The organism is Shinella sp. BE166 (assembly GCF_051201095.1).
Taxonomy (GTDB): domain Bacteria; phylum Pseudomonadota; class Alphaproteobacteria; order Rhizobiales; family Rhizobiaceae; genus Shinella; species Shinella lacus.
This window is the reverse complement of record NZ_JBPEHL010000012.1, coordinates 83,003-95,872: the sequence shown is the minus strand read 5'-3', so window position 1 is coordinate 95,872 and position 12,870 is coordinate 83,003. Positions and strand designations below refer to the sequence as shown.

The 12,870-nt window shown below is 65.3% G+C and carries 13 protein-coding genes; 7 read left to right on the top strand and 6 right to left on the bottom strand.

Annotated elements, in window-relative coordinates; genetic code table 11:
- Positions 1-41: 41 nt before the first annotated feature.
- Positions 42-893 carry an SDR family NAD(P)-dependent oxidoreductase gene (locus J2Y63_RS24960; RefSeq protein WP_435268295.1) on the bottom strand — a complete coding sequence of 284 codons (852 nt, stop codon included), beginning with the start codon at positions 891-893 and terminating at the stop codon, positions 42-44.
- Between the two features lie 183 nt (positions 894-1,076).
- On the opposite strand from J2Y63_RS24960, the gene J2Y63_RS24955 reads away from it, so the two are divergent.
- Positions 1,077-2,300, top strand: a complete 1,224-nt coding sequence (locus J2Y63_RS24955) for an argininosuccinate synthase (protein ID WP_256119462.1) — start codon at positions 1,077-1,079, stop codon at positions 2,298-2,300.
- Positions 2,301-2,355: 55 nt separating this feature from the next.
- Here J2Y63_RS24955 and J2Y63_RS24950 read toward each other — a convergent pair whose 3' ends face one another.
- Together J2Y63_RS24950 and J2Y63_RS24945 are read right to left on the bottom strand one after the other, a co-directional pair.
- A complete protein-coding gene (locus J2Y63_RS24950) occupies positions 2,356-3,558 on the bottom strand; it encodes a multidrug effflux MFS transporter (RefSeq protein WP_435268384.1) in 1,203 nt (400 codons plus the stop codon).
- A gap of 11 nt (positions 3,559-3,569) precedes the next feature.
- Positions 3,570-4,055: a MarR family winged helix-turn-helix transcriptional regulator gene (locus J2Y63_RS24945; protein WP_435268294.1), complete on the bottom strand. Its 486-nt coding sequence runs from the start codon at positions 4,053-4,055 to the stop codon at positions 3,570-3,572.
- Between the two features lie 174 nt (positions 4,056-4,229).
- Here J2Y63_RS24945 and J2Y63_RS24940 point away from each other — a divergent pair, with 174 nt between their 5' ends.
- Positions 4,230-4,871 carry a LysE family translocator gene (locus J2Y63_RS24940; protein ID WP_435268293.1) on the top strand — a complete coding sequence of 214 codons (642 nt, stop codon included), beginning with the start codon at positions 4,230-4,232 and terminating at the stop codon, positions 4,869-4,871.
- On the opposite strand, the gene J2Y63_RS24935 is transcribed toward J2Y63_RS24940, so the two are convergent.
- Positions 4,868-6,259 carry a sensor histidine kinase gene (locus J2Y63_RS24935; RefSeq protein WP_435268292.1) on the bottom strand — a complete coding sequence of 464 codons (1,392 nt, stop codon included), beginning with the start codon at positions 6,257-6,259 and terminating at the stop codon, positions 4,868-4,870. The genes J2Y63_RS24940 and J2Y63_RS24935 overlap by 4 nt on opposite strands.
- Positions 6,256-6,930: a response regulator gene (locus J2Y63_RS24930; RefSeq protein ID WP_256119458.1), complete on the bottom strand. Its 675-nt coding sequence runs from the start codon at positions 6,928-6,930 to the stop codon at positions 6,256-6,258. The genes J2Y63_RS24935 and J2Y63_RS24930 overlap by 4 nt, the downstream gene beginning before the upstream one ends.
- A 79-nt stretch (positions 6,931-7,009) precedes the next feature.
- Here J2Y63_RS24930 and J2Y63_RS24925 point away from each other — a divergent pair, with 79 nt between their 5' ends.
- The 5 genes from J2Y63_RS24925 (at position 7,010) to J2Y63_RS24905 (ending at position 11,586) form a co-directional block, all read left to right on the top strand.
- Positions 7,010-8,077 (top strand): ABC transporter substrate-binding protein, encoded by a 1,068-nt coding sequence (locus tag J2Y63_RS24925; protein ID WP_435268291.1) that lies wholly within the window; start codon positions 7,010-7,012, stop codon positions 8,075-8,077.
- A gap of 232 nt (positions 8,078-8,309) precedes the next feature.
- Positions 8,310-9,254 carry a Bug family tripartite tricarboxylate transporter substrate binding protein gene (locus J2Y63_RS24920; RefSeq protein ID WP_435268290.1) on the top strand — a complete coding sequence of 315 codons (945 nt, stop codon included), beginning with the start codon at positions 8,310-8,312 and terminating at the stop codon, positions 9,252-9,254.
- Entirely contained in the window at positions 9,251-9,739 is a 489-nt protein-coding gene (locus J2Y63_RS24915; protein ID WP_435268289.1) for a tripartite tricarboxylate transporter TctB family protein, read from the top strand. The genes J2Y63_RS24920 and J2Y63_RS24915 overlap by 4 nt, the downstream gene beginning before the upstream one ends.
- A gap of 11 nt (positions 9,740-9,750) precedes the next feature.
- Positions 9,751-11,268 (top strand): tripartite tricarboxylate transporter permease, encoded by a 1,518-nt coding sequence (locus J2Y63_RS24910; protein WP_435268288.1) that lies wholly within the window; start codon positions 9,751-9,753, stop codon positions 11,266-11,268.
- A gap of 153 nt (positions 11,269-11,421) precedes the next feature.
- Positions 11,422-11,586 (top strand): hypothetical protein, encoded by a 165-nt coding sequence (locus J2Y63_RS24905; protein ID WP_171902425.1) that lies wholly within the window; start codon positions 11,422-11,424, stop codon positions 11,584-11,586.
- Positions 11,587-11,711: 125 nt separating this feature from the next.
- Here the strand turns inward: J2Y63_RS24905 and J2Y63_RS24900 are convergent, their stop codons facing one another.
- Positions 11,712-12,830: a DUF475 domain-containing protein gene (locus tag J2Y63_RS24900; protein WP_435268287.1), complete on the bottom strand. Its 1,119-nt coding sequence runs from the start codon at positions 12,828-12,830 to the stop codon at positions 11,712-11,714.
- Positions 12,831-12,870: the final 40 nt, after the last annotated feature.

Below are 12,870 nucleotides of genomic sequence, written 5' to 3'. Positions count from 1 at the left end.
CCGGCTTCCGGCAAAATACCAATCAAGCTTTGTGATGGGCGTTATTCGCCCTCGACGAATGCCCTGAACGGTTCTGCATAGTCCTTGTGCCAGCGCGAGAGCGGCGGGCGGTTTTCGATGACGTCGCCGATCGTCCAGGCCATGCGGCGCTCGTCGAGCGCGCGGGGCACGTCATTGTCGGGGCAGAGGATGTAGAAATCACCGCGCTCCAGGCTTTCCATCATGAAGTCGACGGTCTGCGCCGCCGTCCAGGCGGCATCCGGCTTTTCCGTGCGGTCGCCCCTGGTGAGACCGGTGAAGACGAAGCCGGGGATCAGCAGGTGCGCCGAAATTTTTGCACCCTCGGTGTTGCGCAGTTCGTGCTGGAGCGCCTCGGTGAAGACTTTCACGCCGGCCTTGGAGACATTGTAGGCGGGGTTGCCGGGCGGCGTGGTGATGCCCTGCTTGGAGCCGGTATTGATGATGAGACCCGGCTCGCCATGGGCCAGCATGTTGGGGCCGAAGGTCTGCGTGCCGTGGATCACGCCCATCAGGTTGACGGTGAGGATATGGTCCCAGTTCGCCTCGGCGCTGAAGATCGACGTGCCTGGCTGGATGCCGGCATTGTTCATCAGCACATGCACGCGGCCGAAGCGCTGGAGAACAGCGCGTTCCAGCGCCTCCAGCTCATGGCGGTGCGCGACGTTCGTCTCCACGGCCATGACGTTCGCCTCGCCGGCGATGGCTTCCAGTTCGGCGCGCGCCTCGCCCAGCCGGTCGGCGTCGAGATCGGCGATGGCGACGCACATGCCGGCCTCTGCGAAGCGCCGGGCAGCGGCCAGCCCGATGCCGGAAGCACCGCCCGTGATGACGGCGACATTGGATTCCTGGATGATGTCTTGGATGTTCGTCATGGGTCACCCCTTCCATGGTTCACTGAGGCGAATATGGGTTGCGATGGCGCGCTGTCAAATTTGGCTTGCGTCACGACGCGTCGGGCGCCACCCTTGCGTCACGCGCCAATCTCGCTAAAAGTGCCGCGACACCGGGCCTTGCGGGTTGCCGCAGTTCCTTTCCATGCAACGGACCTCATCATCATGGCATCATACAAAGACGTGAAGAAAGTCGTGCTCGCCTATTCCGGCGGCCTCGATACCTCGATCATCCTGAAGTGGCTTCAGACCGAACTCAACGCTGAGGTCGTGACGTTTACGGCCGACCTCGGCCAGGGCGAAGAGCTGGAGCCGGCGCGCAAGAAGGCCGAGATGCTCGGCATCAAGGAGATCTTCATCGAGGATGTGCGCGAGGAATTCGTGCGCGATTTCGTCTTCCCGATGTTCCGTGCCAATGCGGTCTATGAGGGCGTCTACCTGCTCGGCACCTCGATCGCCCGTCCGCTGATCTCCAAGCACCTGATCGAGATCGCCGCCAAGACCGGTGCCGATGCCATCGCGCATGGCGCGACCGGCAAAGGCAACGACCAGGTCCGCTTCGAGCTTTCGGCCTATGCGCTGAACCCGGATATCAAGATCATCGCGCCGTGGCGCGACTGGTCGTTCAAGAGCCGCACGCACCTGCTCGAATTCGCCGAGCAGCACCAGATCCCGGTCGCCAAGGACAAGAAGGGCGAAGCGCCGTTCTCGGTCGATGCGAACCTGCTGCACTCCTCTTCCGAGGGCAAGGTTCTGGAAGACCCGGCCGTCGAGGCACCGGAATATGTGCATATGCGCACCATTTCGCCGGAAGCGGCTCCCGACAAGGCGACGACTATCAAGGTCGGCTTCGAGCGCGGCGATGCCGTGTCGATCAACGGCGTGCGCATGTCGCCGGCCACCCTGCTGGCGACGCTCAACAACTATGGCCGCGACAACGGCATCGGCCGCCTCGACCTCGTGGAAAACCGCTTCGTCGGCATGAAGTCGCGCGGCGTCTACGAGACGCCCGGCGGCACGATCCTGCTGGCTGCGCACCGCGCGATCGAAAGCATCACGCTTGACCGGGGTGCAGCACACCTCAAGGACGACCTGATGCCGCGGTATGCGGAGCTCATCTATTACGGCTTCTGGTTCTCGCCGGAGCGCGAAATGCTGCAGGCGCTGATCGATCGGAGCCAGGAGCATGTCGAGGGTGAAGTGACGCTGAAGCTCTACAAGGGCAATGTCATGGTCACCGGCCGTGAATCGCCGAAGTCGCTCTATTCGGACAAGCTCGTCACCTTCGAGGACGACCAGGGCGCCTACGACCAGAAGGACGCCGCCGGCTTCATCAAGCTGAACGCGCTGCGCCTGCGCACGCTCGCCGCCCGCAACCGCCGGGGCTGATCGGACGACGTATCAAGGAAAAGGCCCGTTGCCGGGGACGGCAGCGGGCCTTTTGTTATTCAGCCGGTTCCGTCGCAAGCTGGCCGTCGCGCAGGCAGACGGCGCGATACCAGGCGTAGGCGAGCAGGGCCATGAGGCCCATGACCGGGATGATGGTGCCGAAGGCCAAGAGGGGGAGGCCGATGACGGCGGCGACGAGGCCGGCGATGAAACCGGCGCCCATCTGGATGAAACCCATGGCGGCCGAAGCCGAGCCGGCGATGTGCGGGAAGGGCTCCATCGCGGCGGTCATCATGTAGGGCATGACGAAGGCGATGCCGAAGGCGTAGATGCCGACAGGCCCCATGACGCTGAGGAAGCTCGGCACCATCAGGTGCGAGGTGCCGGCGATCAGGATGCTGGCAATGCCGATGAAGCAGAGGCCGGGAAAGACGAGGCGGGCCGGCGCCGTGCTGCGCATGAGAAAGCGCACGCAGATCGTGCCGGCGAAGAAGAAGCCCGACTGCATGAGCATGCCGACGCCGAACTGGGTGGGCGTCAGGCCGACCTTGCCGATCAGCACGAAGGGCAGCATGGTCGCCTGGCCGTAAAGCGCGCCGACGGCGCCCGCCATGACGAGCGTGGCGGAGACGAAGCGGCTGCTCGTCGCAAGCTCCCGATAGCCTCGCAGGATGGGGCCGATATGGCCCTTGGCCCGGTCCGGCACGGTGGTTTCGGCCATGAAGCCATAGACCGCGCCGCAGGCGATGAGCGCGAAGCCGACCATCAGGAAGAAGATCGACTGCCAGCCGAAGAGGCCGAGCGCGAAGCCGCCGAGCGTCGGCGAGACGGCGGGGCCGACGGCGAGCATCATGCCGACCATGTTCATGATGCGCGCGGCCTCGGTGCCGGTGAACTGGTCGCGTACGATGGCGCGCGCGACGGTCATGCCGACGGAGGCGCCAATGCCCTGGATGAGGCGACCGGCCAGAAGCACGTCGACGCTCGGCGCGAAGGCGGCCATCAGGCTGCCGGCGAGGTAGATGACCATGAAGATCAGCGTCGTCTTGCGGCGGCCGAGCACGTCCGACATGGTGCCGGAGACGAGCTGCGACAGTGCGAAGCCGGCGAAATAGACCGAGAGCGTCAGCTTGATTGCGGATTCCGTCGAGGTGAAGGCGTGCACCAGTTCCGGCATGGCCGGCGTGTAGAGCGCCATGGAGACGGGACCGAGGGCCACGAGGAAGGCGGCGATGATGCTCGTGCGCCGTTCGCTCATGCGTGGCGCAGTCACAGGATCGGTTCCTTGACGAGCGCCAGCGCGGAACTGTCTTCTTCCAGCGCCACGAGATTGGTCCGCAGCCGCTTCAGCTGGCCGCGCATGATGTCGAGCTCGGCCTCGCCGATGCCGCTCGTCACAAGCTGCATCAGCTCGATCTGCTCGATGCGGATATTGGTGATCAGGTCGTCGGCGGCGGGCGTGGTGAAGATCAGCTTGGCGCGGCGGTCGGCCGGGTCCGGGCGGCGCTCGATGAAGCCGAGGCTCTGGAGGCGGTCGAGATAGGTGGAGAGCGTCATCGGCTCGATGCCCATGCGCTGGGCGATGTCGAGCTGGCGGCTGCCTTCCAGCGTCGCGATGCGCACGAGGGTGCGTGCCTCCCCGGGCGTGAGGCCGAGGCCGGCGGTGGCGATGCGGCGCTCGAAGGCACTGCGCAACATACGGGCAACGTCGATAAGGACGAAACCGAGGGCGTCGGGATCGGGACGAGGGGACATGATCGCTTTCTGGCTATTGTAAGTTTAACTTACTATGCATTGCCGCGGCGGACAACAGCCCAGCCCCGGCCGCAATGCATGGCTGCCTTGCGAAATGACAAATTCCTGGGCAGCCGATCTTGACGAAAGCCGCGACGCAGACTGAAGTGCCTGGAGATTCAAGGGGATTTTCGCATGACCGGTTCGATGCTGTTCGGCGCTTTCATAGCTGCCCTGCTTTACGTGCTCATCCCCGGACCGGCCTTCCTCGCCCTTCTCGGCATCGGCGCCGGGCAGGGGCGCAAGGCGGGCGCGCTTTTCATGGGCGGGCATCTTGTCGGCGATCTTATCTGGTCGTCGCTGGCGTTGGTTGCGATCGTCGGCGCCAAGACGATCGGCACGATGGTGTTCGACGTGCTGGGGCTTCTCTGCGGCTTCTACCTCGCCTGGATCGGCTGGTCGGCGCTTCGGGCACGGCCGCGCACCGACGGCGCCGCGCTGATGACGGTCGAGCGGCCGCTACGCCGCGGGCTGATCTTCGGCCTCACCAATCCGAAGGGTTATCCGGTGGCGCTCGCGACCTTCACGGCACTGCTCGCCAGTTCCTCGAACGCGCTGGACTTCGATGCCCTGCCGGCCCTGCTTGCCGTCTCGTTCTTCGGCTTTGTGCTGGCCGATGTCATCATGGTCGCGATCATCGGCGCCAGCCTGGTGCGCCGCTTCTACCGCCGCCATGAACTGGCGATCGTGCGCATGTCCGGCCTGCTCTTCATGGGGTTTGCCGTGCAGGCGGTCTGGCACGCCGCTCCGGGCCTTCTCGGCTGGCGCCGGACCTAAAGGTTCGTTGCCGGAAAGCGGATCGTCACTCTGAGGCCTCGCCCGTCCGCGCCGTCTTCGAGCACCATCGACGCATCGAACAGCGCCGCGATCTCCTCGACGATCGGCAGGCCGAGGCCCATGCCGGGTGCATCACGGTGTTCGCCGCGCGAAAAGCGCTGGCGCACGAGGCCGCGGCGTTCCGGCGCGATGCCGGGGCCGTTGTCCTCGACGGTGAGCAGCACGGCATCCGCGGCCTCGCGCACGCTCACCGTCACCTCCGCGCCGCGGCCGGCATAGGCGATGGCGTTTTCCACGAGGTTTCGTAGGAGTTCGCCGAAGAGCAGAGGCTCGGCGCGGGCCAGCGCCGGCCCTTCGCCCTCGTAGCCGAGGTCGATGCCGGCCTCGGCGGCGGCGGGCACGCGGTCGGCGGTGAGCTGCTGGGCGAGGGCCGCAATGTCGATCGGCGGCGGCTTTTGCGGTTCGTTCGAGCCGGCGGCGTCGATTTTTGCCATCAGCAGAAGCTGGGCGAGGATGCGTTCGGCATGGGCCACGGCGGCATCGCCCTTGCGGGCGGCCTCCTGCGCTTCCTCCAGCGTCGCTGCGCGGCTGGCGAGGGCCAGCTGGGTGCGGATGATGGCGAGTGGCGTGCGCAGCTGGTGGCTGGCATTGCCGGAAAAGTGGCGCAGCGCGTCGAGTGCGGATTGCAGGCGCACCATGAAGGAATTGACCGTATCGACGACGCCCTGCACCTCGCTCGGCACGCGCTGTTCGATGGGATGCAGGTCGTTCGGATTGCGCTCGGAAATGGCGTCGCTGAGGCGGTAGAGCGGGCGCAGCGACACGGTGACGGCGATCCAGACGATGGTGGCGGCACCGGCGATCATGAAGGCGAGGCGCAGCGCCGAGCGCAGCAGGATGGCCTGGGCCAGCTGCCGACGGGCAATGGTGGTTTCCGCCACCGTGACGGCGAAGGGCACGGAGTTGATGCCCGTGGAGGCCGAGCGTTGTAGCACAGCGATGCGGATCGGCTCGCCGCGGAAGGTCGCATCCTCGAAGCCGATCGACTGGCCCTGCATGTCCGGAATGGTCGGCAGGGTCTGATAGCCGGTGATGAACTGGCCTGGCGGCCCGTCGACGCGGTAGAAGACGCGGTCCTGCGCGGCGGACGTCAGCATTTCCAGCGCGACATAGGGGATGTCGACCTCCAGGCTGCCGTTCTCCGTCACCACGACACGTTCGGCAATGGCGAGTGCGGAGCCGGCGAGCACGCGGTCGGAGACGGTGTTGGCGGTCTTCACGGCCTCGCGGTAGGTGTCGATGAGCGCGACGATGCCGATCACCGCCGTCGAGACGAGCAGCCATAGGAGCAGGCGCCGGCGGAGCGAGGAGGCCGGGAAGAGGGTCAAGCGGCGGGCGCCTTGTCGAGGTAGTAGCCGATGCCGCGGGCGGTGCGCACCGTCAGGCCGTGCGGCGCGAGGCGTTTGCGGAGCCGGCTCACATATTGTTCGATGGCATTGGCGGAAAGATCGTCGTCGAAGGCGGCGAGCGATTGCATGATCGCCTCCTTGGCCACCACCTTTCCGGCGCGCATGAAGAGGATTTCGAGCAGGCCGAGTTCGCGGGCCGGGATGTCGAGCGGCGCGCCCTCGGCGGAGAAGGTGCGCGAATTGAGGTCGAGCGCCACGCCGCCATAGGTGATGGCGGAGGATCGCAGGCCCGCCTGGCGGCGCAGCAGCATGCGCACGCGTGCCTCGAATTCCGAAATGTCGAAGGGTTTGATCATGTAGTCGTCGGCGCCGAGATCGAGGCCGCGCACGCGCTCCTCCGGCGCACCGCGCGCGGTCAGGATCAGCACGGATGCCTTGTCTTTCCGGGCGCGCATGGCGCGCAGCACATCGAGGCCGTCCATCTCCGGCAGCGTCAGGTCGAGGATGACGAGATCGAAATTTTCCGATGCGATGGCCGCGTCCGCCGACGCGCCGTCGCGCACCACGTCCACGGCATGGCCGGTGCCCTTGAGGATCGCGGACAGGCCGTCCGCGAGCGCTTCGTTGTCCTCGACCAGTAGAATGCGCACGTCGTTTCGTCCTCCCGGGCCAAGTCTAACGGCGGCGGGTGCACTTGTGAACGGGCGTCCGCTTTGGCAAGGTCATCTCATGCGTCTTGTCCTCACCCTTCTTGCGCTGCTTGCGGCCCCCCTTTCCGCTCTTGCCGAGCCGACTTTCTTTCCGGCGCATGACGGCAATGCGGATGCGCCGGTGCTCGTCGTCTATTCCTCGCTCGACGAGCCGCTCGCCCGGCCGATGATCAAGGGGTTCCAGGAGGCCAATCCCGACGTCGCGGTTCGCTATGACGAGATGCTGACCGGCGAGGTGCACGACCGCATCGTGCGCGAGACGGATGCCGGCCAGAAGACCGCCGACTTCGCCTTCTCCTCGGCGATGGACCTGCAGGTGAAGCTCAGCAATGACGGTTACGCCCAGCGCAGCGACCTGCCGATGAGCGACCGCTGGCCGCAATGGGCGAACTGGCGCAACACCGCCTATGCGCTGACCTTCGAGCCCGCCGTCTTCGTCTACCACAAGCCGAGCTTCAAGGACGAGAAGCCGCCGGCCTCGCGCGCCGAATTCGTCGAATACCTGAAGCGGCAGGGCGAGAAGGTCTATGGCCGCATCGGCACCTATGACATCGAGCGCTCCGGCGTCGGCTTCCTCTTCATGGCGCGCGACCAGGAGCAGTTCGGCGATATCTGGACGGTGATCCAGGCGATGGGCGCGGCCGGGGTGAAACTCTATTCGACGAGTTCGGCGATCCTGGAGCGCGTCGCCGACGGGCGTTTCGTGCTCGGCTACAACATTCTCGGCTCCTACGCCGCGGACTGGGCGTCGCGCCATCCCGATGTCGGGATCGTCTTGCCGAAGGATTATACCGTCGTCATGTCGCGCATCGGCCTCGTGCCGCAGGCGGCGGCGTCGCCGGAACTTGGCCGGCGCTACCTCGCCTTCTTCATGTCGAAGGAGGGCCAGACGATCATGGCGCGCGAATTGCAGATCGCCGCCGTCAGCCCGGAGGTCTCCGATTCCAACACGGCGCGCACGATGAGCGCGCTGCTCGGCGCGCAGCTGAAGCCCGTGCCGGTGAGCCCGGGCCTCATGGTCTATCTCGACCAGGTCAAGCGCGCGCGGCTGATTGCGCGCTGGAACGAGGTCCTGCGCACGCAATAATGGCCTTGGCGCTCGACAATGCCGGTTCGTGCGCTACCATGTCAGGTAGATGTCAGCTTCTTGTGCTGGTTTAGGGCTCTTATCGTCCGTGGAGGCGGACGGAAGACCTGGGAGGAGACTTCAGCCGAAATCGCGCCCGCGAACCCTGTTCGCGTTGCCCGCGGCCGATCCGTTCCTCCCCCCATAAGCAACGACGCGCGGATTTCAGCCGCGCCTGATGGAGGACACACTCTTGAAACATTTCTTCCTGGCATCCCTTATTGCCGGCGCCATGGCGCTGCCGGCCTTCGCCGCAGATTATTCGATCATCGCACCGGCCGGCCCCGGCGGCGGCTGGGACCAGACGGCCCGCTCGCTGCAGACGGTCCTGCAGGATGAAAAGATCTCCGGCAGCGTCCAGGTGATCAACGTTCCGGGCGCCGGCGGCACGATCGGCCTTGCCCAGTTCGCGAGCCAGAATTCGGGCAATGCCAACGCCCTCATCATCGGCGGCTACGTCATGGTCGGCGCGATCCTCACCAACCAGTCGCCGGTCACCCTCAAGGACGTCACGCCGATCGCCCGCCTCACCGGCGAATATGAAGCGATCGTCGTTCCGGCCGCCTCGCCGATCCAGAACATGCAGGACCTCGTCACCGCGCTCAAGGCGGACCCGGGCGCAGTTTCCTGGGCTGGCGGCTCGGCCGGCGGCACGGACCACATCGCTGTCGGCCTGATCGCCAAGGCGGCCGGCGTCGATCCGACCAAGATCAACTACGTCGCCTATGCGGGCGGCGGTGAAGCGCTCGCCGCGATCCTCGGCAACCAGGTGACGGCCGGCATTTCCGGCTACGGCGAGTTCGAAGCCCAGGTGAAGGCCGGCACGCTGCGCCTGATCGCCATCTCCAGCGCCGAGCGCATCGAAGGCATCGACGCCCCGACCATCAAGGAAGGCGGCCTCGACGTCGTCGTCGAAAACTGGCGCATGGTTGCCGCGGCTCCCGGCCTTTCGGCCGAGCAGGTCGCCGCGATCAACGCCGACATCGAGAAGGCGGTCAATTCCGACTCCTGGAAGGAAACGCTGAAGACGAAGGGCTGGCAGAACACCTATCTCGCCGGTGACGCCTTCAAGGCACAGCTCGACAAGGATGTCGCCTCGACGGAAGCCATCCTCAAGGATATCGGGCTCGTCAAATGAGCGAGGTCCCGTCCTCACACGGAAAGCGCCGCCCTGATCGGGCGGCGCTGGTCATCGCACCGGTCCTCTTCATCCTCGCCGCCGTGATCTGGTGGGATGCCGGGCGCCTTGCGGAAATGAGCAACTATTCCCGCATCGGCCCTGCCACCGTGCCGCATGTCGTGGCCATCGGCCTGGCACTGCTCGCCATCTGGACGGGTTTCGAAGCCTGGCGCGGCGATTTTCCCGAGCGCGAGCCCGTCGAGATCCAGCCGGTCGTGATGATCGTCGCGGGCCTTGCCGCACAGATGCTGCTGCTCAAGACCGCGGGCTTTTCCATTGCCACGGGCGTGCTCTTCGCGCTCACCGCCTTCGGCTTCGGCCGGCGCAAGCTCTGGATATCGCTGCCGATCGGCATCGCGCTGAGCTTCGTCGTCTTCATCATCTTCGGCCGCTTCCTGCAACTCTCGCTGCCCGCCGGGCCGCTCGAGCACCTGTTCTTCTGAGGACCTGACCGATGGGTACTTTCGAATTCCTGTTGCAGGGCGTCGCCATCGCCGCCCAGCCGATGAACCTGCTCTATGCGCTGATCGGCGTTACGCTCGGCACCGCCGTCGGCGTTCTGCCCGGCATCGGCCCGGCGCTCACCGTGGCGCTGCTCCTGCCCGTCACCTACAAGCTCGATCCGGCCGGTTCGCTGATCATGTTCGCCGGCATCTATTACGGCGGCATGTATGGCGGCTCGACGACGTCGATCCTGCTCAACACGCCGGGCGAAAGCGCCTCGGTCGTCACCGCGCTCGAAGGCAACAAGATGGCGCGCGCCGGGCGCGGCGGACCGGCGCTCGCGACGGCGGCGATCGGCTCCTTCGTCGCCGGCCTCATCGCGACGCTCGGCCTCGCCTTTATCGCGCCCTTCGTGGTGAAATTCGCGCTCTCCTTCGGCCCGCGCGAATATTTTGCGCTGATGGTGCTCGCCTTCGTGACCGTGTCGGCCGCCTTCGGCGATTCGACGCTGCGCGGCCTCACCGCCCTCTTCGTCGGCCTCGGCCTTGCCGTCATCGGCATCGACCAGCAGACCGGCCAGGCGCGGCTTTCCTTCGGCATTCCGGACCTGCTCGACGGTATCGAGGTGACGACGCTCGCCGTCGCCATGTTCGCCATCGGCGAGACGCTCTACGTCGCCTGTCAGGGCGACCGCATCCCCGAGAAGGTGGAGGCGGTCAAGGGCTCGGTCTGGATGAGCAAGGAGGACTGGGCGCGCTCTTGGAAACCCTGGCTGCGCGGCACCTTCATCGGCTTCCCGATCGGCGCCATGCCGGCCGGCGGTGCCGACATCGCGAGCTTCCTGTCCTATTCGACGGAAAAGCAGTTCTCCAAGCACAAGGACGAGTTTGGCAAGGGCGCCATCGAGGGCGTCGCCGGTCCGGAAGCGGCGAACAATGCATCCGCCGCCGGCACGCTGGTGCCGCTGCTCTCCCTCGGCCTGCCGACGACGGCGACCGCGGCGATCATGCTCGCCGGCTTCCAGCAATATGGGCTCCAGCCCGGACCGCTGCTGTTTGCGACCAATCCGCAGCTCGTCTGGGGCCTCATCGCCAGCCTGCTGATCGCCAATTTCATGCTGCTGGTGCTGAACCTGCCGCTGATCGGCCTGTGGGTGAAGCTTCTGACCATCCCGAAGCCCTGGCTCTATGCCGGCATCCTGCTGTTTGCGACCCTCGGCACGATCGGCGCCAATCCGTCGGTGTTCGAGCTCGGCATGTTGCTGACCTTCGGCCTGCTCGGTTTCGCCATGCGTATCTTCGGCTATCCGATCGCGCCCGTCGTCGTCGGCCTCATCCTCGGGCCGATGGCGGAACAGCAGTTGCGCCGCGCGTTGGCGATCAGCCAGGGCGACGTGACCTCGCTCTTCATGTCGCCGATCGCCGCCGTGCTCTTCGCGGTCGCGGTTCTCGCCGTCGTCGTGCCGCTCATCCTGCGCGCGCGCGGCAAGGGCGAAGTTCTCTCGCAGTTTGCGGCGAACGAAGACTGATACTGTTCTTTAACGATTGAAAACATGCAGGCCGGAAACCTCGTTTCCGGCCTGCATCATTTGCATGGCTGGCCTGACAATCCGTCTGTTGTTCTTTCGGGCCTGAAGCATCATCTTCTGCTCGTAAGCTAAAACAGAAAGCGAGCAATCCAAATGACCACCCTCCGCAACTCCTTCGCCCAGGGCTTCTTCGGCCGGGCCTTCGCCGTACTGAGCGCTGCCAATGCAGCCGCCGCGGCAGTCGAAGGGCACCGCCGCCCGAAGGAACGCGACCTGAAGACCCTCGGCATCAACCCCGCCGATTTCCCGCGCGTCTAACGCGGGTCAGCGAATTCTCCCAATGAAAAGGCCCGCTGGTCGCAAGACCAGCGGGCCTTCTGTATTTCAGGATTACTTCTTCCCGTAAGAAGAAGCCGGCCGTCGAAACGGCCGGCTGAGATTTCTTAGGCTTTCTCGCCGAGCTGTGCCGCGACGCGGTCGCCGGCATGCGGGGCGCCGTGATGCCCCATTTCCTTCTCGCGCCTGTTGTAACGGATAGAGGACCAGAGCGAGATGCCGATGAGCGTGGCGCCGCCAAGGCCGGTAATGACCTCCGGAATGTGCACCAGCGTCTGGCAGTACATGACCACCGAGAGGATCAGGATCGCGTAGAACGCGCCGTGCTCCAGGTAGCGGTATTCGGCCAGCGTGCCCTTCTCCACCAGCATAATGGTCATCGAGCGCACATACATGGCGCCGATGCCCAAGCCGATGGCGATGACGAAGAGGTTCTGCGTCAGCGCAAAGGCGCCGATGACGCCATCGAAGGAGAAGCTGGCGTCGAGCACTTCCAGATAGATGAAGGCGCCGAGGCCGCCCTTGGCCGCTTCCGACATCGCCTTCTGCGACGCATCAAGCAGGCCACCGATCACTTCCACTGCCAGGAAGGTGAGAAGGCCGTAGACCGCCGCATGCACGAAGGTGTTGGCCTCCGCCGGTTCCAGAAGCTTCGAGAAACCGATGATGAGCGCGAGAACGAAGGCGATCTCGATGCCCTTGACGGTCGCAGACCGAGCCATGTGCTTCTCGATGAAGCCGATCCAGTGCACGTCCTTCTCATGGTTGAAGAAGTAGGTGAGGCCGACCATCATGAGGAAGGTGCCGCCGAAGGCAGCGATCGGCAGGTGCGCGTCATTCATGATGCGGGCATATTCCGCAGGCTCGCGGGCTGCGAGGATGAGCGCATCGATCGGGCCGATACCGGCGGCGATGACGACGATCAGCAGCGGGAAGACGATGCGCATGCCGAAGACGGCAATCAGGATGCCCCAGGTCAGGAACCGGCGTTGCCAGACCGGCGTCATGTCCTTGAGCTTGTTGGCATTCACAATGGCATTGTCGAAGGAGAGCGAAATCTCCAGCACCGCGAGAACGGCGCAGATGAAGAAGACGGTCGCCATGCCGGAGATCGTTCCGGTCGTCTGCCAGCCGAGCCAGGCGCCGAGCGCCAGGCCGATGCCGGTCGAGATTAATGCCCATTTGAGATAGGAGAGGGTGGTCTTGCCTTCGCCGTTGCCGATCATGACAGCGCCTCCATTCTGGAAGCCACGGTGAGGGAAGAAA